The following is a 20,665-nucleotide window of genomic DNA, read 5'->3' as shown; positions in this document are numbered from 1 at the left end:
GTTTTTCATCTTCAGATTCAGGAATACTCCGATCCATGGGCAAATCGCTGGTCATTGTGGAATCCCCGGCCAAGGCCAAGACCATCAACAAGTACCTGGGCAACCAGTACGTGGTGAAGTCGAGTATCGGCCATATCCGAGACCTCCCCACCAGCGGTTCGGCCAGCGCTAGCAAAGAGCCGGCCGCCAAGCGTGGTAAGGCTGCGGGTGAGGCGCCGGCCCTTTCGCCGAAAGAAAAGGCACGCCGCCAGCTGGTGGCACGCATGGGTGTCGACCCCGACCACGGCTGGAAGGCCAAGTACGAGATCCTGCCTGGCAAGGAAAAGGTGATCGAAGAGCTGCGCCGCCTGGCCAAGGATGCTGACACCATCTACCTCGCAACCGACTTGGACCGCGAAGGGGAGGCCATTGCATGGCACCTGCGCGAAGCCATCGGTGGTGACGACACCCGCTACAAGCGCGTGGTGTTCAACGAAATTACCAAGAAGGCCATTCAAGAGGCCTTCTCGCAACCGGGCGAGCTGGACATCGACCGCGTCAACGCCCAGCAGGCGCGGCGCTTCCTCGATCGCGTGGTGGGCTACATGGTTTCGCCACTGCTGTGGGCCAAGATCGCCCGTGGCCTGTCTGCAGGCCGTGTACAGTCGGTTGCGGTGAAGCTGGTGGTCGAGCGCGAGCGCGAGATCCGTGCCTTCATCCCCGAAGAGTACTGGGAGATCCACGCCGACCTGGGCACCGCCAAGAACGCCAAGGTGCGTTTCGAAGTGGCGCGCGAGAAAGGCGAGGCCTTCAAGCCACTCAACGAAGCACAGGCCATGGCAGCGCTGGAGAAGCTCAAGGCTTCCAGCTACAGCGTGGTCAAGCGTGAAGACCGCCCGACCAGCAGCAAGCCTTCGGCGCCGTTCATCACGTCCACCTTGCAGCAGGCCGCGAGCAACCGCCTGGGCTTTGGCGTGAAGAAAACCATGATGATGGCCCAGCGTCTGTACGAAGCGGGTTACATCACCTACATGCGTACCGACTCCACCAACCTGTCGGCCGATGCCCTGGACATGGCGCGCAGCTACATCGAGCGCGAGTTCGGCAAGCAGTACCTGCCGGAAAACCCGCTGGTGTATGGCAGCAAGGAAGGCGCCCAGGAGGCGCACGAAGCGATTCGTCCTTCTGACGTCAACACCCATCCGACCAAGCTCAGCGGCATGGAGCGCGACGCAGAGCGCCTGTACGAGCTGATCTGGCGCCAGTTCCTCGCCTGCCAGATGCCGCCGGCGCAGTACCTGTCCACCAGCGTCACGGTGGCGGCTGGCGACTTCGAGCTGCGTGCCAAGGGCCGTATCCTCAAGTTCGACGGTTACACCCGTGTGCTGCCGCAACAGAGCAAGCCTGGCGAAGACGATGTGCTGCCGGAAATGGTCCAAGGTGAAGCGCTCAAGCTGATCCAGATCGACCCGAGCCAGCACTTCACCAAACCGCCAGCGCGCTTCACTGAAGCCAGCCTGGTCAAGGAAATGGAAAAGCGCGGCATTGGTCGCCCGTCGACCTACGCGGCGATTATCTCGACCATCCAGGACCGTGGCTATGTGACGTTGCACAACCGCCGCTTCTATTCCGAGAAGATGGGCGACATCGTCACCGAGCGCCTGTCCGAGAGCTTCTCCAACCTGATGGACTACGGCTTCACCGCCGGCATGGAAGAGAACCTCGACGACGTGGCCCAGGGCGAGCGTGACTGGAAGAACGTGCTCGACGAGTTCTACGGCGACTTCAGCAAAAAGCTGCAGACGGCCGAGTCGGCCGAAAACGGCATGCGTGCCAACCAGCCGACCATGACCAACATTCCGTGCAAGGAATGTGGCCGCCCGATGATGATTCGTACCGCCTCCACCGGCGTGTTCCTCGGTTGCTCGGGCTACAGCCTGCCGCCCAAGGAACGTTGCAAGGCAACCGTCAACCTGGTGCCAGGTGACGAGATTGCCGCGGATGACGAGGGTGAATCGGAATCCCGCGTGCTGTTGGGCAAGCACCGTTGCCCGATCTGCGCCACGGCGATGGACGCCTACCTGCTGGACGAGAAGCACAAGCTGCACATCTGTGGTAACAACCCGGATTGTGCGGGCTACGAGATCGAAGAGGGCAGCTACCGCATCAAGGGCTACGAAGGGCCGAGCCTGGAGTGCGACAAGTGTGGCAGCGAGATGCAACTCAAGACTGGCCGTTTCGGCAAGTTCTTCGGTTGCACCAACCCTGCGTGCAAGAACACCCGCAAGCTGCTCAAAAGCGGTGAGGCGGCGCCACCGAAGATGGACAAGGTGGAAATGCCAGAGCTGAAGTGCGAGAAGGTCGATGACACCTATGTGTTGCGCGACGGTGCTTCGGGGTTGTTCCTGGCGGCCAGCCAGTTCCCGAAAAACCGCGAGACGCGTGCGCCGCTGGTGCTGGAGATCGTCCCGCACAAGCATGAGATCGATCCGAAGTACCACTTCCTCTGCGATGCCCCGCAGAAGGACCCGGAAGGCCGCCCAGCGGTGATTCGCTACAGCCGCAAGACCAAGGAGCAGTACGTGCAGTCCGAGGTCGATGGCAAGCCGACGGGGTGGAAGGCGTTCTACGACGGCAATGCGTGGAAGGTTGAAGACAAGCGCTGATTGGCGTTGAACGGGGGCCGCTTTGCGGCCCATCGCCGGCAAGCCGGCTCCCACAGGTACAGTGCCATTTCAACGGTGGCGCTTTCCCTGTAGGAGCCGGCTTGCCGGCGATGGGGCGCAAAGCGGCCCCAGTTGTTTATGCGACATTCAGCTTGCGGCCGGCCAGGCCATCCCTGAAACTGATCCTAATCGCTTACCAGCCTTTAGGGAGGTCACTCGAGATGGCCCAGGAACTCTACACCCGCACCAACCAGAAACTGTTCTTCGCCGGCCTCGCGCTCGAGTCCATGGCCAAAGCCGAACAGGGCCAAGCCATGAACGCTCAGGGCCTGGTCCAGGCCGAACGCGAATCGGCGCTGTTCCACTTGTACGGCGCGCTTCTGGGCCTGTGCCATGAAATTGGTGGCTACTACCGCCTGCCAACGGCGTCGAGTGTCGAGCAACTGCTTGAAGGCGATGCGCTAAATGGCATCGCTATCCCCGAGGTGGCCGAGCTGCTGGAATTGGCCCGTCAGCGCGAAACCTGGCTGGCGCAAATGCTGAGTGCTTATGCCGATTTGTTCCGACCACCGGTCGCGAAAAAAACGCCTAAAACCGATGTCACCCAGCCGCTGATTCAGGCCGTCAATCTCGATGAGCCCGAGCAGCCTGCGCTGTCGCGTGAAGAGCTGGAAAGCTGGCGCAGCAATCTTAAAAGCTTGGTGAGACGTTTCCGTGACGCGTTGAGTGAGTGCTGATAGCCGCTGCGGCTGATACAATGTTGGCCTTTCGTGGAGAACAGCCTTTTATGTCTACGTCTTTTCTGGAAATTGTCGAGTTGCCTGATGGCCGGATCGAACTGCGTCGTGCGGAGGATGAGGGCTCTCTGGTAACCCTGGATTTCTCGGAAGACGCCAAGGCGTTCCTGCAGGGTCAGCATGTAGAAGTGGCCAAGGCCATGCTCAGTGTCGGCGTGCAGATGGCAGGTCGCCTGATGGACGGCGAGCTCGAACGCGACGAAGGCCCTCGCGTTCTGCATTGATCGCGTTGCGTGGTATCAGTGCTTTTGAAGTAACAGGCAAAGCCTGAACATCAGCCGAGGCGGATGTTCAGGCTTTGTGCGTTTCCGGTGCTGGCTGAGCGCAGCAGCAGTTGACGTGCACTGGCATTGACGCTGCCAAGCCAGCTGACCACGGTGTGGCTGCGGCCAAGGCGCAACGCTTCGCAGGTCAGTTGCAGCGGGCTCTGATTGCCACGAGGGTGCAGCAGCAGGATGCGTTCGCGGTTGAGGCCGGCATCGCGCAACCAGGCCTGGGTCAGGCTCGAGGGTGGGGCGATCAGGGTCAGCCAGCGGGCGTCTTCCTCTTCGCTCAGTTCGCGCAGGACCGGGGCCAACAGGCTCTGGCAATGCTCGGCAGCGCCGCGCAGTGACAGCTCGCTGAACAGCTCGGGGTGGCTGCTCTTGCGCGTCTGCTCGCTGGCCTTCAGGCCCGGCAGAATGGGCTGGGCAAGGAATGCTTCGAACAATGGCAACTGGGCTTGCTCGGGTGCGTGAATGAACTGCTGCATGGCGCCTCCTGGATCAGCGGCGTATGACGCCGACGCTCAAGCCCTCAATCACCAGCTCCTGTTCTTTCAGGTCGACTTCGATGGGGGCGAATTCGGGGTTTTCGGCAACCAGCCAGACCTTGGTGCCTTCGCGCTTGAAGCGCTTGACGGTCACTTCGTCACCGATGCGGGCGACGACGATCTGGCCATTGCGGGCTTCGCGGCAGGTGTGCACTGCCAGCAGGTCACCGTCGAAGATGCCGACATCCTTCATGCTCATGCCGTGCACGCGGAGCAGATAGTCGGCGCGAGGGTGGAAGAAGGCAGGGTTGATGTTGCAGGATTGCTCGATGTGCTGCTCAGCGAGGATCGGTGCGCCCGCTGCGACCCGGCCGATGATCGGCAGGCCGCTTTCGTCGGCCTTGGCCTCGAACCCGGGGATACGGATGCCGCGGGATGCGCCGGGGGTCATCTCGATGGCGCCTTTGCGAGCAAGGGCCTTCAGGTGCTCTTCGGCGGCGTTGGGCGATTTGAAGCCCAGCTCCTGAGCGATTTCAGCGCGTGTCGGTGGAAAGCCGTTGTCTTCAAGGCAACGTTTGATGAACGCGAGAATTTCAGCTTGGCGTGGCGTCAGTTTCAACATGGTGAGCGCTCTGTCTTTTTATACAGTGACTGGGATTATATACAGTACTGGATGAGCTGCAAGCACCCTGTACGAAGAAACAGCGAGAATGGCGCTTGCAGCGCGGTCATTGGCGTTTTTAAATGGCGACCGCCCAGTCACCGAGCCTTGACAGACGCAGGCCTGAAACGTATGTTTCAAACACCTGTTTGTCTGGCGGAATAATCATGGCCCAATCGGAAACCGTTGAACGCATTCTCGATGCTGCCGAGCAGCTGTTCGCGGAAAGAGGCTTCGCTGAAACCTCGTTGCGGTTGATCACCAGCAAGGCCGGGGTGAACCTGGCGGCGGTCAACTACCACTTCGGTTCCAAAAAGGCCCTTATCCAGGCGGTCTTCTCGCGTTTCCTCGGCCCTTTCTGTGCCAGCCTCGAACGTGAACTCGAGCGTCGCCAGGCGCGCCCGGAGCAAAAGCCCAGCCTCGAAGAGCTGCTCGAAATGCTCGTCGAGCAGGCCCTGGCCGTGCAGCCGCGCAGCAATAATGACCTGTCTATCTTCATGCGCCTGCTGGGGCTGGCTTTCAGCCAGAGCCAGGGGCACCTGCGGCGTTACCTGGAAGACATGTACGGCAAGGTGTTCCGCCGCTACATGCTGCTGGTCAACGAAGCCGCGCCACGGGTTCCGCCGCTGGAGCTGTTCTGGCGCGTGCACTTCATGCTCGGCGCTGCAGCGTTCAGCATGTCCGGCATCAAGGCGTTGCGCGCCATCGCCGAAACCGATTTTGGCATCAATACCTCAATTGAGCAGGTCATGCGCCTGATGGTGCCGTTCCTGGCAGCAGGGATGCGCGCTGATAGCGGGGTCACCGACGAAGCCATGGCAGCCGCGCAACTGCGCCCGCGCAGCAAGACCAGCAGCACAGCCACCGCCAAGGCCTGAAGGCTGGGCGGGGCAGGGCGCTTCGGCTAAGCTAGCGCCCATGCCCGATCTCGATCTATTGCACATCTCCCTTGCCGACCAATGCCTCTATGGGTTCGCCCAGGGCCGCTTGTGCCTGCGCCTGGCGGTGTCCACGGCGCGTAACGGCGCCGGCGAGCGCAATGGATCGGGCTGCACGCCGCGTGGCCTGCATCAGGTACGGGCGAAAATTGGCGCGGGCCTGCCGCTGAACGCGGTGTTGCGTAGCCGGCGCTGGACCGGTGAGGTCTGGTCGCCTGAGCTGCAGGCGCGGTTTCCCGGGCGGGACTGGGTCCTCACCCGTATCCTCTGGCTCAGCGGCTGCGAGCCGGGCGTCAACCGCCTCGGCGCCGTCGACACGTTCCGCCGCTATATCTACTTGCATGGCACACCTGAGACCGAACCTTTGGGCGTGCCGCTGTCCCATGGCTGCATACGCCTGCACAACACCGATTTGCTTGGCCTGTTCGACCGCGTGCCGGCCCATTGCCGGGTGCGCATCGAAGAGGCGGCTTGCCCCCAGTGGGCTTCTTTAAGTCTTCAATGAAGGATTTCCCATGACCGTCAGCCTGCAAGGCTCCTTGATGGTGGACATCGCCGGTAAATGGCTGACCGCCGAAGACCGTCACCTGCTGCGCCAACCTGAAGTGGCCGGCCTGATCATCTTTGCCCGCAATATCGACAGCCCGCGCCAGGTGCGCGAACTGTGCGCGTCCATTCGCGCGATTCGCCCGGACTTGATCCTGGCCGTCGACCAAGAGGGCGGGCGTGTGCAGCGGCTGCGCCAAGGCTTCGTGCGCCTGCCGGCCATGCGTGCATTGGCCGACAACGACAACGCCGATTACCTGGCGGAGCAGTGCGGATGGTTGATGGCCACCGAGGTGCTGGCGGTAGGCCTGGACCTGAGCTTCGCCCCCGTGCTCGACCTGGACCACCAGCGCAGTGCGGTGGTCGGCAGCCGCGCCTTCGAGGGTGACCCACAGCGCGCCACGCAACTGGCGGCGGCCTTCATTCGCGGCATGAACGCTGCGGGCATGGCGGCCTGTGGCAAGCACTTCCCGGGGCACGGCTGGGCCGAGGCCGACTCGCACGTGGCCATCCCCACGGACGAGCGCAGCCTTGAACAGTTGCGTCAGGCGGACCTGGTGCCCTTCACCCGGCTCAGCGGCCAGCTGGCAGCGGTGATGCCGGCCCACGTGATCTACCCGCAGGTCGATAACCAGCCGGCCGGCTTCTCGCGGCGTTGGCTGCAAGACATCCTGCGCGGTGAGCTGGGCTTTGACGGGGTGATTTTCAGTGACGACCTGTCCATGGCCGGTGCGCACGTGGTCGGGGATGCGGCCAACCGCATCGAAGCAGCGTTGAGTGCTGGCTGCGACATGGGCCTGGTGTGCAACGACCGGGCGGCGGCAGAGCTGGCATTGAGTGCGGCGCAGCGGCTGAAGGTCAAGCCTTCGCCGCGCATTGCACGGATGCAGGGGCAGGGCTTTGCGCGCACCGATTATCGCCAGCAGCCGCGTTGGCTGGAGGCGTTGGGGGCGTTGAAAGAGGCGCAGTTGGTCGATTGACTGTGCCGGCCGTATTCGACGGTAGGCCGGATTTACCCACCTCCCGGTAGGAGCAGCCTTGTGCTGCGAAGGCGGCGGTAACACCAGCGAAGATCAAGGGTGTTGTTACTGGCCTCTTCGCAGCGCAAGGCTGCTCCTACAGAGATTGCTCACAAGCGCTTAACGGCCGCGCTTCCCGGGCAAGGGGGCAAACAGCGCCTCGATCTCATCATCCCCCAGCCGCCACTGCCCGGCCTGCCCGCCATCGAGCAGGCTTGCCGCCAGGGCCGCCTTCTCTTGCTGCAACAGCTGAATCTTCTCTTCCACCGTGCCGCGGGTAATCAGCTTGAACACGAACACCGGTTTGTCCTGGCCGATGCGGTAGGCGCGGTCGGTGGCCTGGTTTTCGCTGGCCGGGTTCCACCAGGGGTCGAAGTGGATCACCGTGTCCGCAGCCGTCAGGTTCAACCCGGTGCCACCCGCCTTGAGGCTGATCAGGAACACTTCGCTGTCACCCTGCTGGAACGCTTGCACCGGCGTGCGTCGGTCGCGGGTGTCGCCGGTCAGCAGGCTGTAACGCACCTTGCGCTTTTGCAGTTCTTGCTCGATCAGTGCCAGCATCGAGGTGAACTGGGAGAACAGCAGTACCCGCCGGCCTTCACTGAGCAGCTCTTCGAGCATTTCCAGCAGGGCGCCGAGCTTGCCTTTATCGGCCTGGTTGCCCTTGGTCTCGACGCCCTTCACCAGGCGCAGGTCGCAGCACACCTGGCGTAACTTGAGCAGGGCATCAAGGATGACAATCTGGCTGCGCGAGGCGCCGTTGCGGGCGATTTCGTCGCGCACTTTCTTGTCCATCGCCACCCGCACCGCCTCGTAGGTATCGCGCTGAGCATCGCTGAGCTCGACCCAGTGCACCATCTCGGTCTTGGCGGGCAGTTCGGTGGCCACCTGTTCCTTGGTGCGGCGCAGCAGGAACGGGCGGATGCGGCTGACCAGGTGGGCCATGCGTTCGGCGTCGCCGCGGCGTTCGATCGGGGTGCGGTAATCCTGGTTGAAGCGCTTGAGGTCGCCCAGCCAGCCCGGCATCAGGAAGTGGAAGATCGACCACAGCTCGCCGAGGTTGTTTTCCATCGGCGTACCGGTCAGGCACAGGCGCTGCTCGGCCTGCAGCTCGCAGACGGCGAGGGCGGCTTTGCTGGTGCTGCTTTTGATGTTCTGCGCCTCGTCGAGCACCAGCACGTGCCAGTGCTGCGTGCGCAAGTGTTCGAGGTCGCGGGGCACGAGGGCATAGGTGGTGAGCACCAGGTCATAGTCGTGCAGCGTGGCGAAATGCTTGCTGCGCCCTGGGCCCTGCAGTGCCACCACGCGCAGGTCGGGGGCAAAGCGTTTGGCCTCGTCGAGCCAGTTGGGTATCAGGCTGGTCGGCATCACCGCCAGGGCGGGAGTGGTCAGGCGGCCGGATTGTTTCTCCAGCAACAGGTGAGCCAGGGTTTGCAGCGTCTTGCCCAGGCCCATGTCGTCGCCGAGGATGCCGCCCGTGCCCATTTCGCGCAGGGCTTGTAACCAGTTCAGGCCTTGTTGCTGATAAGGGCGCAGGGCCGCGTTCAGTTGTGCGGGCGGTTCGACCTGCAGGTCGCGTGCGTCACGCAGGCGCTTGCCCAGGTCGCGCACGTGCGCGCCGCCTTCCCAGTGCAGCGGCAGGTGATCGAGCTCGTTCAGGCGCGCGGCATCGGCCCGGTCCAGGCGCAGTGAAGGGCCTGCGGCGTCTTCATGCAGGTAGAGCTCGCCAAGGGTGCCCATCACCGCCTTGATCCGGCCGTAGGGCAGGGCGACGCGCAGCGCGGGGCTGTCGAGGCGGCCGCGGTTAAGGTCGATCAGCAAGTGTTCGTCGTCACTGCGCCGGGCCAGTTCGCTGGCGCGCAGCAGCTCCGGGTTGCTGCGCAGCAACTGCAGCACGATCGGCAGCAGGCTGTGGCGCTGGCCATCGACCACGATGCCCAGTTCCAGGTCGAACCATTCATGCCCGGGGGCTTCGTCGATGCTGGCGTACCAGTCGTCCACCTCGTGCAGGTTGAAGGAAAAATCGCGGTGGATGTCGATCACCCAGCCGGCTTCACGCAGTTGTGCCAAGCCGTTGCGGGCGAAGTGCAGCCAGGCCTCGTCATCCGGCAGTTGGTGCATCTCGCCCGCACTGTCTGGCAGGGCCTTGCTCTGCCGGGTGGCGGCCTTGAAGCCGAGGTCGCGTAGCGTCTTGCGCAGCGCCTGTTCGGCCTTGGGCTGGCGGCGAATGCGCTGGCTGGTGGCATCTACCAGGCGGGTCAACGGCTTGTCGTCGTTGCCGCTGGCGCGCAGGCCGTCGTAGTCGAACGACAGCGCGGCGCGGTGCTGCATCTGGCGCTGCATGCGTCCGGTCTTGGGCATGTAGGCGCTGTACTCGAGGCTGCCCAGGGTCAGGTGAGGGCGAGGCTCGATCGTGTCGATCTGTTCGCTGCGGACCTTGGTGGGCGTCGGAACCTGGCGGTTCAATGCGTTCAAGCGATGGCTCAGGGGGATGATCAGGTGCTCGGGAACCGTCGGGGCGCTGGCCAGTTGGCTGGCAATGAACGGGTCAAGGTCATGCAGCAGTTTGCCGGTCTGCCCGCTGTGTGGGTCGACGTAATAGAGGGGGTCGACCGGCAGTGCCAGCATGTGGGTATTTTCAGCATGGTGCCAGGCGCCGCGGTAGCTGCCGTTGTCCAGCCGAACCCAACGAAATTCGGCGTGCAGGTCGGGGCCTTGGGCCAGGGGTTTCTGCTGTTGGCCATACAGCAAGCGGCCGGTGGCGAGGGCATACTCGTAGAGTTCGGCGCCCTTTTTGCCTTCCAGGCGTGCGACGGGCAGGCTGTAATCCTTGCTGAGGGCATCGATCAGCCGCAGCGCACGCAAGTCTTCATCGGTCACGTACTTGGGTGTGTAGTAGATGAGCTCGGGCATCGAACTGGGCCGGCCCAGCTTCAAGCTGTCATCGGGCTGCCGGGTGCCTTTGAACACGCTGAGCATGCACTGGCCATGGTTGTTGCTCACCACATAGTAGAGTGCAGGGCCTTTGCGCTTGGCGGGTTCTGTGGCAAGGGCTGCCGGTACTTCCAGGGCCTCGACCCAATGTGCGAGTTCGGGGGGCAATTCAAGGGACTGCTGCGCTGCTGGCGTAACGGCAAGGGGTTCGTCAGGTGTGCCTTCGACCCAGTCCGGGCCCCGTTCAAGCAGATAGAGCGCCGCTGCACAGTGCTTGCAATTGTTACCGACAGGGCACGAGCAGGTGCCCTCGCATTCAAGGCCGTCCTCGGTCATGTCCAGCGTGATGCGCTGGTAATAGGCGCGGCCGCCAGAGCCTGCGCACTGCGCGCGGATGGTCAGGTCCAGGATGGATACGATTTCGCTCCTGCCTTCCTCTGCATAGTCGAAGCCGCGTTGCAGCGTAGTGCGGTCAAACGCGAACCTCCAGGTGTCAAGCCCCCGGATAAAGAACTGCGCATCGGTCTCGCTCACATCACTGCTCCATCAACTCCGGGTCCATCACCGGCATCTTCGGTGTACCCGGTGGCGTGATCTTCAGCAGCACCGCGAGGTGCCCGCCATCAAGGAAGGTCAATTGGCCACCCTTGACGTTGCTGTTGCTTTGCTTGAATTGCTCGCTGCGCAGCACGCTGCCGTTGCCGTCGAGCTGGTTGACCCAGAAGTTGGCCTCCACCGCGATGAAGCGGCCTTCGGCGATGCTCAGGTTGCCTTCGATGGGGAAGTGGCCGAACTGCTCTTCGCCTTCACCCAGGGCGATGCGGCTGGGTTCGCTGCCGACCTGCTGCTGCCAGGCCTTGTGCATCAGCACGGTGTAGTCGGCGGTGGCTTGCAGGCGGGTGGTTTCATCGTCCAGCCCCAGTGGGCGCTCGGCGGCCTTGTCCAGGCGCGGCGCACCGGCGCTCCAGTCTTCGGGGGCGAACGGGCTGGTGAAGGCGGGGACGCTGTTTTGCCGCACCAGGATCATTTCTACCTGATACAGGCCTTCGGCGAAGGCGGCTGGCGCGAACAGCGCCAGCAGCAGGGTCAGGCAACGGATGGCACGCATGGATCTTCCTTAGGCAGACTGTGGGGTCAGGCGCTCGAACAGCGCCTCAAGGGTGTTGAAACGTTCGTCGGGGCGTTCCATCGGTACCAGGAAACGGAACTGGGTGGCGCCTTCGAACTTGTAGCGTTTGGGCTGCCCCTGGATCAGCTTGATCAGGGTCAGCGGGTCGACCGGTGTCTCGGCCTCGAACTCAAGCTTGCCGCCGTTGGGGCCAGCATCGACTTTCTTGATGCCGAGCTTTTCCGCCTGCAGCTTGAGCGAGGTCAGGCGCATCAAGTTTTTGGTTGGCTCCGGCAGCAGGCCGAAGCGGTCGATCATCTCGACTTGCAAGTCCTTGAGGCCTTCTTCGTCGGCGGCCGAGGCGATGCGCTTGTAAAGGATCAGGCGTGCATGCACATCGGGCAGGTAGCCCTCGGGGATCAGGGCCGGCAGGCGCAGGTTGATCTCCGGGCCGCCACCCAGTGGCTGTTCGAGGTTTGGCTGGGCACCCTTGCGGATGGCCTTGACCGCCCGTTCGAGCATTTCCATGTAGAGGGTGAAACCGACCGCCTGGATCTGCCCGCTTTGGCCTTCGCCCAACAGTTCACCAGCGCCGCGGATTTCCAGGTCGTTGGTGGCCAGTACAAAGCCTGCCCCCAAGTCCTGGGTGTTGGCGATGGCTTCCAGGCGCTTCTCGGCGTCGCTGCTGACCTTTTGACGCGCTGGCGTCAGCAGGTAGGCGTAGGCCTGGTGGTGGCTGCGGCCGACCCGGCCACGCAACTGGTGCAACTGGGCCAGGCCGAACTTGTCGGCGCGCTCGATGACAATGGTGTTGGCGCTTGGCACGTCGATGCCGGTCTCGATGATGGTCGAGGCGATCAGCACATTGAAGCGCTTGTGGTAGAAGTCGCTCATCACCTGTTCCAGCTCGCGCTCGCGCATCTGGCCGTGGCCGATGCCGATACGCGCTTCCGGGACCAGTTCGGCAAGGTCTGCAGCGCACTTCTCGATGGTTTTCACGTCGTTGTGCAGGTAGTACACCTGGCCGCCGCGCAGCAGTTCACGCAGCAGGGCTTCTTTGACCGTGCTGTTGTTGTGTTCCATGACGAACGTGCGCACCGACAGGCGTCGGGCGGGCGGTGTGGCGATGATCGACAGGTCGCGCATGCCGGCCACGGCCATGTTCAGGGTGCGCGGAATCGGCGTGGCGGTCAGGGTGAGAATGTCCACTTCGCTGCGCAGGGCTTTGAGCTGTTCCTTCTGGCGTACGCCAAAGCGGTGCTCTTCGTCGATCACTACCAGGCCCAGGTCCTTGAAGCGCACATCGTCCTGCAGCAGCTTGTGGGTGCCGATGAGGATGTCGATCTTGCCCTCGGCCAGGTCCGCCGCCGCGCTGGCGACTTCCTTGGCCGATTTGAAACGGCTCATCACTTCGACGGTTACCGGCCAGTCGGCGAAGCGGTCGCGGAAGCTGTTGTAGTGCTGTTGGGCCAGCAGGGTAGTGGGCACCAGCACCGCCACCTGGCGGCCGCTGTGCACGGCGATGAAGGCCGCGCGCATGGCCACTTCGGTCTTGCCGAAGCCCACGTCGCCGCACACCAGGCGGTCCATCGGCTTGGCCGCGAGCATGTCGGCGCGTACGGCTTCGATGGCGTTCTGCTGGTCGGGGGTTTCTTCGAAGGGGAACCCGGCACTGAAGGTGGCGTAGTCGGCAGCGGGGTCGGCAAAGGCGTAGCCCTTGCGCGCGGCGCGGCGGGCATAGATGTCGAGCAGCTCAGCGGCGACATCACGCACCTGCTCGGCGGCCTTGCGCTTGGCCTTCTGCCAGGCCTCGGAGCCGAGCCGGTGCAGCGGCGCCAGGGCGTCATCGCTGCCGGTGTAGCGGGCGATCAGGTGCAGGTTGGCCACCGGCACGTACAGCTTGGCGCCCTCGGCGTATTCCAGGGTGAGGAACTCGGCGGCCTGACCGTCGATTTCCAGGGTAGCCAGGCCCAGGTAGCGGCCCACGCCATGGTCGATGTGCACCACCGGTGCGCCTTCGCGCAGTTCGGTGAGGTTCTTGATCACCGCATCGTTGGCGGTCTCGCCGCGCTTGTCGCGCCGTCGGCGCTGCATCACGCGCTGGCCGAACAGCGGGCTCTCGGCGATCAGGGCCAGGGCCGGGTCGTCCAGCACCAGGCCTTCGTCGAGCGGGGCAATGGTGATCGCCAGCCGCTCGGAGCCGGTGATGAAGTCGGCCCAGCCTTCGACGGTGTGCGGGCGCAGTTTCAGGCGTTCGAGCAGTTCCAGCAGCACTTCGCGACGGCCCGCAGACTCGGCGGTAAACAGTACGCGGCCAGGGAACTGGTCAAGGAAGCTGGACAGCGCCGCCAGTGGCTGGTTGGCCTTGGCCTCGATGGCAAGTTCGGGCAGGGGGCGTGCTGGGAAGCGTTCACGGCCGGCACCTGCCTCGACGTCTTCGGCGCTGACGACCACCCGCGGCCATTGCTTGAGCCGGGCGAAACAGTCTTCCACCGGCAGGAACAGCTCGGCAGGCGGCAGCAGCGGGCGGCTCAGGTCGCCACGGCGGTCTTCGTAGCGCCCGCGTACGTCGTTCCAGAAGTGCTCGGCGGCCTGCTCGACGCCCGGCAGGGAAAACACCTGCGTGTCGCTGGGCAGGTAGTCGAACAGCGTCGAGGTGTCTTCGAAGAACAGCGGCAGGTAGTACTCGATGCCGGCGGGAATGATGCCGCTGGCCAGGTCCTGGAAGATCGCGCTGCGGCGGAAGTCGACGTCAAAGCGTTCGCGGAAGCGCGCCTTGAAGCGGGTCACTTCCTCTTTTTGCATCGGAAATTCGCGCGCCGGCAGCAGGCGCACCGAGTCGACCTTGTCGATCGAGCGCTGGGTCTCGGGGTCGAAGGTGCGCAGCGTCTCGATTTCGTCATCGAACAGGTCGATGCGGTAGGGCAGCTTGCTGCCCATGGGGTACAGGTCGATCAGCGCGCCGCGCACGGCGAATTCGCCATGTTCATAAACGGTGTCGACGCAGCGGTAGCCGCTGGCTTCAAGGCGCGTGCGCATTTGCTCGACGTCGATGGTCTGGCCGATGTCCAGCACCAGGCTGCTGCCCAGCAGGAAGCGGGTCGGCGCCAGGCGGTGCAGGGCGGTGGTGATCGGCACGACGAGTATGCCGTGGCTCAGCTCCGGCAGCCGGTACAGGCTGGCAATGCGCTGGGAGATGATGTCCTGGTGCGGCGAGAACAGGTCGTAGGGCAGGGTTTCCCAGTCGGGGAAGGGCAGCACCGGCAGGTCTGGGGCAAAGAAGCGCAGCTCCTGTTCCAGACGGTCGGCGGCCTGGCTGTCGGCGGTCAGCAGCAGGGTAAAGCGGCCAGCGCTGCTGGCGGCTTCGGCAATGGCAAGGCTGAGGGCGGCACCGGGCAGGTTGCCCCAGGTTTGTTTGCCGGCCGTGGCCGACAGTTGCGGTAGGCGCAGAACTGACACGGGAGATTGCACTCCAAGCGTTGCGGCAAAGACACCGATTGTACCGGTGCTGGTGCCTGCTGTCAGGCTCCAAAGGCCATGAACACTGGCTCTGGCTGCCGCGACAGGCGCTCATTGCCCGTTCCGCGTTGGGGCGTCATAATGTAGCCCCTTTTTTCTGTCCCTACATGTGGAAGGTTCCCGTGACTCAGAAGCCCGACCAGTGTCTTGGTGAGTGGATTGATCGTGAAGCATTGGCTGAAGCGATGATCCCGCTTATCGGTCAGCTCTACCGCAACAACAACGTGGTGAGCTCGATTTATGGCCGCAGCCTGATCAACCGTTCGGTTATCTCGATCCTCAAAGCCCACCGCTTTGCGCGTCATCGTCAGACCGACGAGACCGAACTGTCTGTCCACGAGACGTTCCCTCTGCTCAAGGCCATGAGCGAGCTGAAACTGGGCGCCGCTTCGGTTGACCTGGGCAAGCTGGCCAACAAGTTCAAGCAGGAAGGCAACGGCCGCAGCGCCGAGCAGTTCGTGCGTGAAGAGCTGGCTGACGTAGTTGGCCAACAGAACGCTTCGGCCCGTAAAGGCACCGACGTCGTCCTGTACGGTTTCGGCCGCATCGGCCGCCTGCTGGCGCGCATCCTGATTGAGAAGACCGGTGGTGGCGACGGCCTGCGCCTGCGTGCCATCGTCGTGCGCAAAGGCGCCGAGAACGACCTGGTCAAGCGTGCCAGCCTGCTGCGCCGTGACTCGGTGCACGGCCCGTTCGATGGCACCATCACCATCGACGAAGCCAACAACACCATCACCGCCAACGGCAACCTGATCCAGGTTATCTACGCCAAGAACCCGAGCGAAGTCGACTACACCCAGTACGGCATCGACAACGCGCTGATCGTCGACAACACCGGTGTATGGCGTGATGCCGACGGCCTGGGTCAGCACCTGGCCTGCCCGGGCGCTGCCCGCGTGATCCTCACCGCACCTGGCAAGGGCGCGCTGAAGAACATCGTGCACGGCATCAACCACGGTGACATCACCGCCGATGACAAGATCATCTCGGCCGCTTCCTGCACCACCAACGCCATCGTGCCGGTGCTGAAGGCTGTCAACGACAAGTACGGCATCGTCAACGGCCACGTCGAAACCGTTCACTCGTTCACCAACGACCAGAACCTGATCGACAACTTCCACAAGGGCAGCCGCCGTGGCCGTGCCGCGCCGCTGAACATGGTTATCACCGAGACCGGTGCCGCCACTGCAGCCGCCAAGGCACTGCCCGTGCTGAAGGGCAAGCTGACCGGCAACGCGATTCGCGTACCGACGCCGAACGTCTCGATGGCTATCCTGAACCTGAACCTGGAAAAGCCCACCACCCGCGAAGAGATCAACGAGTACCTGCGCCAGACGGCCATGCACTCGGAGCTGCACAAGCAGATCGACTTCGTCAGCTCGCAGGAAGTGGTTTCGACCGACTTCGTCGGCTCGCGCCACGCCGGTGTGGTTGACGCAGAGGCGACCATCGCCAACGACAACCGCGTTGTGCTGTACGTTTGGTACGACAACGAATTCGGTTACAGCTGCCAGGTAGTTCGTGTGATGGAAGACATGGCCGGTGTGAACCCGCCAGCGTTTCCACGCTGATTCGCTTGTAAGGCAATGAAAAAACGGGAACCTTCGGGTTCCCGTTTTTTTTGCCTAGCATTTATGTTGTCTCTACTGGCCTCTTCGCGGGTAAACCCGCTCCCACAGGTTCGTCCGCGTTCTTGAGGGCGGTGCAATACCTTGTGGGGGCGGGTTTACCCGCGAAGAGGCCAGTGTCGGCGACCGAGAGTCCGAATTTGCGCGCAGCCCTCCTGTTCATCCTGATGCTCCTCACCGCCTGCAACCAGGGCCCGACCCTTGAGCGCCTGGGCGGCCCGACCATGGGCAGCAGCTACAGCATCCAGTACGTCCGCGCCCCCGGTGGCCCGGCCCCAGCCCAGGTGCAGGCTGAAGTCGAAGCCATCCTCCAGGGCATCGACCAGCACTATTCCACCTACCGTAGCGATTCCACTGTCAGCCAGTTCAACCAGCTGCCGGCCAATCAATGCCTGGCATTGCCATCAGACATGCTCGACCTGGTCCGCTTCGGCCAGCAGTTGGCGGCGCAAAGTGCCGGCGCCTTCGACCTCACTGTCGAGCCGCTGCTCGACCTCTGGGGCTTCGGCCCCCAGGCCCGTCACGAGCAGGTGCCCGACCCGCGAGCCCTGGCCCAGGCCCGCCTGCGCGTGGGCTACCAGCACCTGCGCATCGAAGGCCAGGCATTGTGCAAGGATGCCCCGGTGGAACTGGATTTCAACAGCATCGCCGCCGGCCACGCCGTCGACCTGATCGCCCAGCGCCTGCAGGCCATGGGCATCAGCAGTTTCATCGCCGAAGCCACCGGCGAGCTCAAGGCGGTTGGCCGCAAACCCGACGGCAGCCCGTGGCGCATCGCCCTCGAGCTGCCCCGTGAAGACCGCCAGATCGCCCGCCAAGTCATCCCGGTGGATGGCCTTTCGGTATCGACCTCGGGTGACTATCGCCACTATTTCGAGCAGAATGGCCGGCGCTATTCGCACACCTTCGATGCCCGTCTCGGGCGCCCGGTCGCGCACGACCTGGCTGCGGCCACTGTGCTCGACGCCTCGGCGCTGAAGGCTGACGGGTTCTCGACCCTGCTGCTGATTCTCGGCCCCGAGCGCGGCTGGGATTTCGCCGTCAGCCATAACCTTGCCGCCGTACTGGTGACTCGGGCCGAGGGTGGCTTCGTCTCCCGAGCGACCCCAGCGTTTTCGCGGGCAATGAAAGGCGAGTGAAAGCGCAAGGATGGATGATCGCCAGGGAATCGGTGAACCACATGTAGTGCAGGCAAAATTGGCCTACGACGCGACCAAGGGTTAATGTGCGCGGCGTTCACGCTTGATTAGACTGCAACCGAATTTTCTCATGGCGCCCCGGCGACATGATCGCGCCCCGCGAGCCACCGTGACTCGCGGGCCAGTTCTGAAGGAGTACGCATGGCTGTCTACAACTACGACGTAGTGGTGCTGGGTTCCGGCCCGGCCGGAGAAGGCGCGGCAATGAACGCCGCCAAAGCAGGGCGCAAGGTGGCGATGGTCGACAGCCGTCGCCAGGTCGGCGGCAACTGCACCCACTTGGGCACCATCCCGTCCAAGGCACTGCGTCACTCGGTGCGGCAGATCATGCAGTTCAACACCAACCCGATGTTCCGCGCCATCGGCGAGCCGCGCTGGTTCTCCTTCCCGGACGTGCTCAAGAGCGCCGAAAAGGTCATTGCCAAGCAGGTCGCTTCGCGCACCGGCTACTACGCTCGCAACCGTGTCGACCTGTTCTTCGGCACCGGCAGCTTCGCCGACGAGCAGACCATCGAAGTGGTCTGCCCCAACGGTGTGGTCGAAAAGCTCAACGCCAAGCAGATCATCATCGCCACCGGCTCGCGCCCGTATCGCCCGGCCGACATCGACTTCCACCACCCGCGCGTCTATGACAGCGACACCATCCTCAGCCTCAGCCACACTCCGCGCAAGCTGATCGTTTACGGCGCCGGCGTGATCGGTTGCGAATACGCCTCGATCTTCAGCGGCCTGGGTGTGCTGGTCGAGCTGGTCGATAACCGTGGCCAGTTGCTGAGCTTCCTGGATTCGGAAATTTCCCAGGCGCTGAGCTACCACTTCAGCAACAACAACATCACCGTGCGCCACAACGAGGAGTACGACCGGGTCGAAGGCTTGGACAACGGTGTGATTTTGCACCTGAAGTCGGGCAAGAAGATCAAGGCCGACGCCTTGCTGTGGTGTAACGGCCGTACCGGCAACACCGACAAACTGGGCCTGGAAAACATCGGCATCAAGGTCAACAGCCGCGGCCAGATCGAGGTCGACGAGGCCTACCGCACCACCGTGTCGAACATCTACGGTGCCGGTGATGTGATCGGTTGGCCGAGCCTGGCCAGTGCCGCCCATGACCAGGGCCGTTCGGCAGCGGGCAGCATCGTCGACAATGGCAGCTGGCGCTTCGTCAATGACGTGCCGACCGGTATCTACACCATTCCGGAGATCAGCTCGATCGGCAAGAACGAGCAGGAACTGACCCAGGCCAAAGTGCCGTACGAAGTGGGCAAGGCCTTCTTCAAGGGCATGGCCCGCGCGCAGATCGCCGGCGAGCCACAGGGCATGCTGAAAATCCTGTTCCACCGCGAAACCCTGGAAATCCTCGGCGTGCATTGCTTCGGCTACCAGGCTTCGGAAATCGTCCACATCGGCCAGGCGATCATGAACCAGCCGGGCGAGCTGAATAACCTGAAGTACTTCGTCAACACCACGTTCAACTACCCGACCATGGCCGAAGCCTATCGGGTAGCTGCCTACGACGGCCTGAACCGGCTTTTTTAAGCGGCTCCGACCGGTGGCCTGAGCCGGTCGGGGATACCGATTTCAGCCCTACCCGAGGGTGGTCTTGGCCAAACCGGGAAAGTCTGTAATCAGGCTGTCCACGCCAAAATCAGCGAGCCGGCGCATCAGTGCCGGTTCGTTGACTGTCCACACCGACACATGCAACCCCTGGCCCTGGGCTTTGAGCAGGCGCTCTGGGGTGCACAGTGTCCAGTTCAAAGCCAGCAACTCGCAGCCGTAGTTTTGCGCGACCTTCAGTGGGTCGAGCCAGGCGTATTCGGCCACCAACCCGCGAGACACGTCGGGTACCAGCTCTTGTGCGGCGCCCAGCACGTCGCGTGAGCTCGAGGTGATGGTGACCTTGTCCAGCAGGCCGTACTGCTGGGCCAGTTCACGAATGGCCAGCACCGTGGTGGCGGCGCGGGTGCGCGAGGCACTCTTGACCTCCAGTTGCCAATGCTCGAAGGCGCATTTTTCGAAGAGTTCTTCCAGTTTCGGGATAGGGCAGGGCTGCACATGGCCCGGGCCGCCTTTGCGTGCGTCGTAGGTGACCAGGTCGGCTGCCGGGTGCTCGACCACCTTGCCGCGTCGGCCGGTGGTGCGCTTGAGCGTCGAGTCGTGGATCACCATCAGTTCGTTGTCGGCCGACAGGTGCAGGTCCAGTTCACAGCGATTGACGCCGTGGGACAGGCACTGGCGGAAGCTGTTCAGGGTATTCTCGGGCGCTTCGCCCTTGGCGCCGCGATGGCCGTAGATCAGGGTCACGTTCGTTCCTTCAATTCAAGGGGAAGAGGCTCAGGAGGCAGGGTCATTCTGCTCCAACTGCTGGCGCCGTTGTTGTTGCTGGCGCTGCAGGATGTATCGGGCCAGCAGTTGGCGCTGGGCGTCGGTCATGTCGATGAATTCGGTGCCGACCTCAAAGCCGCCGCCTGGGCGTGGGTCGCAGTGGGTAACCTTGCCGCGCAGCAGCAGGCCGTGGGCGCGGGGCATCAGCACCATCTTCACCTTCACGCGGGTGTCGGGGGCGATGGCCTGGGCCTGGGTGAACTCGATGCCGCCTTCGGAGATGACCACTGCCTGCGGCTGGCCGACCTCACCGATGAGGGTTTGCGCGACCACGGCGCTGAGCAGGTCGAGGCGTTTGCTTTGCGCGCGCAAAAACGCCGCCAGGGTGCGGTCCTTGTCACTCAGCTGGCGCAGCAGGTGCTGGGCTTCGAAGTCGGACAGGTGCAGCTCGCTGAGCAGGTTGAACAGCGGCGAATCATCCTGCAACACTTCTGGGTCAAGGGCTTCAGCCGCGCTCAAGGGGTTGATTTGAAGTGCGATCCGATCTGCGATGCGGTAGTATTCGCGGCGATCTTCTTCGTCTAATGTCGTCATGGCG

General features: G+C 63.3%; 16 protein-coding genes. 9 read left to right on the top strand and 7 right to left on the bottom strand.

Going from position 1 to position 20,665, the window contains the following annotated elements:
• Window positions 1–35 precede the first annotated feature (35 nt).
• The 3 genes from topA (at window position 36) to D886_RS0125670 (ending at window position 3,666) form a co-directional block, all read left to right on the top strand.
• Window positions 36–2,645 carry a type I DNA topoisomerase gene (gene topA / locus D886_RS0125680; RefSeq protein ID WP_027596626.1) on the top strand — a complete coding sequence of 870 codons (2,610 nt, stop codon included), beginning with the start codon at window positions 36–38 and terminating at the stop codon, window positions 2,643–2,645.
• Window positions 2,646–2,866: 221 nt separating this feature from the next.
• Window positions 2,867–3,382, top strand: coding sequence for a DUF6586 family protein (locus tag D886_RS0125675; RefSeq protein ID WP_027596625.1), 516 nt, complete (start codon window positions 2,867–2,869; stop codon window positions 3,380–3,382).
• A 50-nt stretch (window positions 3,383–3,432) separates the two neighbouring features.
• A complete protein-coding gene (locus tag D886_RS0125670; RefSeq protein ID WP_004376430.1) occupies window positions 3,433–3,666 on the top strand; it encodes a hypothetical protein in 234 nt (77 codons plus the stop codon).
• A gap of 50 nt (window positions 3,667–3,716) precedes the next feature.
• Here the strand turns inward: D886_RS0125670 and sulA are convergent, their stop codons facing one another.
• Together sulA and lexA are read right to left on the bottom strand one after the other, a co-directional pair.
• Window positions 3,717–4,193, bottom strand: coding sequence for an SOS-induced cell division inhibitor SulA (gene sulA / locus D886_RS0125665; RefSeq protein ID WP_027596624.1), 477 nt, complete (start codon window positions 4,191–4,193; stop codon window positions 3,717–3,719).
• Between the two features lie 13 nt (window positions 4,194–4,206).
• Window positions 4,207–4,815 (bottom strand): transcriptional repressor LexA, encoded by a 609-nt coding sequence (lexA, locus tag D886_RS0125660; RefSeq protein WP_027596623.1) that lies wholly within the window; start codon window positions 4,813–4,815, stop codon window positions 4,207–4,209.
• 206 nt (window positions 4,816–5,021) lie between these two features.
• On the opposite strand from lexA, the gene D886_RS0125655 reads away from it, so the two are divergent.
• Genes D886_RS0125655 through nagZ form a run of 3 tightly spaced genes read left to right on the top strand, consistent with a single transcriptional unit; the run spans window position 5,022 to window position 7,318 of the window.
• Window positions 5,022–5,732 carry a TetR/AcrR family transcriptional regulator gene (locus tag D886_RS0125655; RefSeq protein ID WP_027596622.1) on the top strand — a complete coding sequence of 237 codons (711 nt, stop codon included), beginning with the start codon at window positions 5,022–5,024 and terminating at the stop codon, window positions 5,730–5,732.
• Between the two features lie 40 nt (window positions 5,733–5,772).
• On the top strand, window positions 5,773–6,297 hold the full coding sequence (locus D886_RS0125650; RefSeq protein WP_027596621.1) for a L,D-transpeptidase: 525 nt from the start codon (window positions 5,773–5,775) through the stop codon (window positions 6,295–6,297).
• Between the two features lie 22 nt (window positions 6,298–6,319).
• Entirely contained in the window at window positions 6,320–7,318 is a 999-nt protein-coding gene (gene nagZ, locus D886_RS0125645) for a beta-N-acetylhexosaminidase (protein ID WP_177323913.1), read from the top strand.
• 159 nt (window positions 7,319–7,477) lie between these two features.
• On the opposite strand, the gene D886_RS28145 is transcribed toward nagZ, so the two are convergent.
• From D886_RS28145 to mfd, 3 genes are read right to left on the bottom strand one after another with little or no spacing between them, the layout of a single operon-like run.
• Window positions 7,478–10,825: a DEAD/DEAH box helicase gene (locus tag D886_RS28145; protein WP_081717571.1), complete on the bottom strand. Its 3,348-nt coding sequence runs from the start codon at window positions 10,823–10,825 to the stop codon at window positions 7,478–7,480.
• Window position 10,826: 1 nt separating this feature from the next.
• Complete coding sequence (locus tag D886_RS0125635; RefSeq protein ID WP_027596619.1) at window positions 10,827–11,399, bottom strand: CsiV family protein; 573 nt, start codon at window positions 11,397–11,399, stop codon at window positions 10,827–10,829.
• 9 nt (window positions 11,400–11,408) lie between these two features.
• Window positions 11,409–14,858, bottom strand: a complete 3,450-nt coding sequence (mfd, locus tag D886_RS0125630) for a transcription-repair coupling factor (protein WP_027596618.1) — start codon at window positions 14,856–14,858, stop codon at window positions 11,409–11,411.
• Between the two features lie 167 nt (window positions 14,859–15,025).
• Between mfd and D886_RS0125625 the strand changes: the two genes are divergently transcribed.
• The 3 genes from D886_RS0125625 to sthA all read left to right on the top strand — a co-directional run bounded on the left by D886_RS0125625 (window position 15,026) and on the right by sthA (window position 19,281).
• Window positions 15,026–16,489 carry a glyceraldehyde-3-phosphate dehydrogenase gene (locus D886_RS0125625; protein WP_027596617.1) on the top strand — a complete coding sequence of 488 codons (1,464 nt, stop codon included), beginning with the start codon at window positions 15,026–15,028 and terminating at the stop codon, window positions 16,487–16,489.
• A gap of 197 nt (window positions 16,490–16,686) precedes the next feature.
• Entirely contained in the window at window positions 16,687–17,685 is a 999-nt protein-coding gene (locus D886_RS0125620; RefSeq protein WP_027596616.1) for an FAD:protein FMN transferase, read from the top strand.
• Between the two features lie 201 nt (window positions 17,686–17,886).
• Complete coding sequence (gene sthA, locus D886_RS0125615) at window positions 17,887–19,281, top strand: Si-specific NAD(P)(+) transhydrogenase (protein WP_027596615.1); 1,395 nt, start codon at window positions 17,887–17,889, stop codon at window positions 19,279–19,281.
• 48 nt (window positions 19,282–19,329) lie between these two features.
• Here the strand turns inward: sthA and D886_RS0125610 are convergent, their stop codons facing one another.
• Both D886_RS0125610 and D886_RS0125605 read right to left on the bottom strand, forming a co-directional pair.
• Window positions 19,330–20,046 carry a glycerophosphodiester phosphodiesterase gene (locus tag D886_RS0125610; protein WP_027596614.1) on the bottom strand — a complete coding sequence of 239 codons (717 nt, stop codon included), beginning with the start codon at window positions 20,044–20,046 and terminating at the stop codon, window positions 19,330–19,332.
• A gap of 30 nt (window positions 20,047–20,076) precedes the next feature.
• Window positions 20,077–20,661 (bottom strand): PilZ domain-containing protein, encoded by a 585-nt coding sequence (locus tag D886_RS0125605; protein WP_027596613.1) that lies wholly within the window; start codon window positions 20,659–20,661, stop codon window positions 20,077–20,079.
• Window positions 20,662–20,665: the final 4 nt, after the last annotated feature.

Origin of the sequence: Pseudomonas sp. LAIL14HWK12:I7 (assembly GCF_000483465.1) — a bacterium.
GTDB classification, from domain to species: domain Bacteria; phylum Pseudomonadota; class Gammaproteobacteria; order Pseudomonadales; family Pseudomonadaceae; genus Aquipseudomonas; species Aquipseudomonas kermanshahensis.
The sequence above is the reverse complement of the archived record's forward strand: the minus strand, read 5'-3'. Positions and strand labels throughout refer to the sequence as shown.

Coding starts and splice junctions, on each gene's coding strand:
- D886_RS0125675 (WP_027596625.1), top strand. CDS start 2,867: ATGGCCCAGGAACTCTACACCCGCACCAACCAGAAACTGTTCTTCGCC.
- D886_RS0125605 (WP_027596613.1), bottom strand. CDS start 20,661: ATGACGACATTAGACGAAGAAGATCGCCGCGAATACTACCGCATCGCA.
- D886_RS0125625 (WP_027596617.1), top strand. CDS start 15,026: ATGTGGAAGGTTCCCGTGACTCAGAAGCCCGACCAGTGTCTTGGTGAG.
- lexA (WP_027596623.1), bottom strand. CDS start 4,815: ATGTTGAAACTGACGCCACGCCAAGCTGAAATTCTCGCGTTCATCAAA.
- D886_RS0125670 (WP_004376430.1), top strand. CDS start 3,433: ATGTCTACGTCTTTTCTGGAAATTGTCGAGTTGCCTGATGGCCGGATC.
- D886_RS0125655 (WP_027596622.1), top strand. CDS start 5,022: ATGGCCCAATCGGAAACCGTTGAACGCATTCTCGATGCTGCCGAGCAG.
- sthA (WP_027596615.1), top strand. CDS start 17,887: ATGGCTGTCTACAACTACGACGTAGTGGTGCTGGGTTCCGGCCCGGCC.
- topA (WP_027596626.1), top strand. CDS start 36: ATGGGCAAATCGCTGGTCATTGTGGAATCCCCGGCCAAGGCCAAGACC.
- D886_RS0125650 (WP_027596621.1), top strand. CDS start 5,773: ATGCCCGATCTCGATCTATTGCACATCTCCCTTGCCGACCAATGCCTC.
- sulA (WP_027596624.1), bottom strand. CDS start 4,193: ATGCAGCAGTTCATTCACGCACCCGAGCAAGCCCAGTTGCCATTGTTC.
- D886_RS0125635 (WP_027596619.1), bottom strand. CDS start 11,399: ATGCGTGCCATCCGTTGCCTGACCCTGCTGCTGGCGCTGTTCGCGCCA.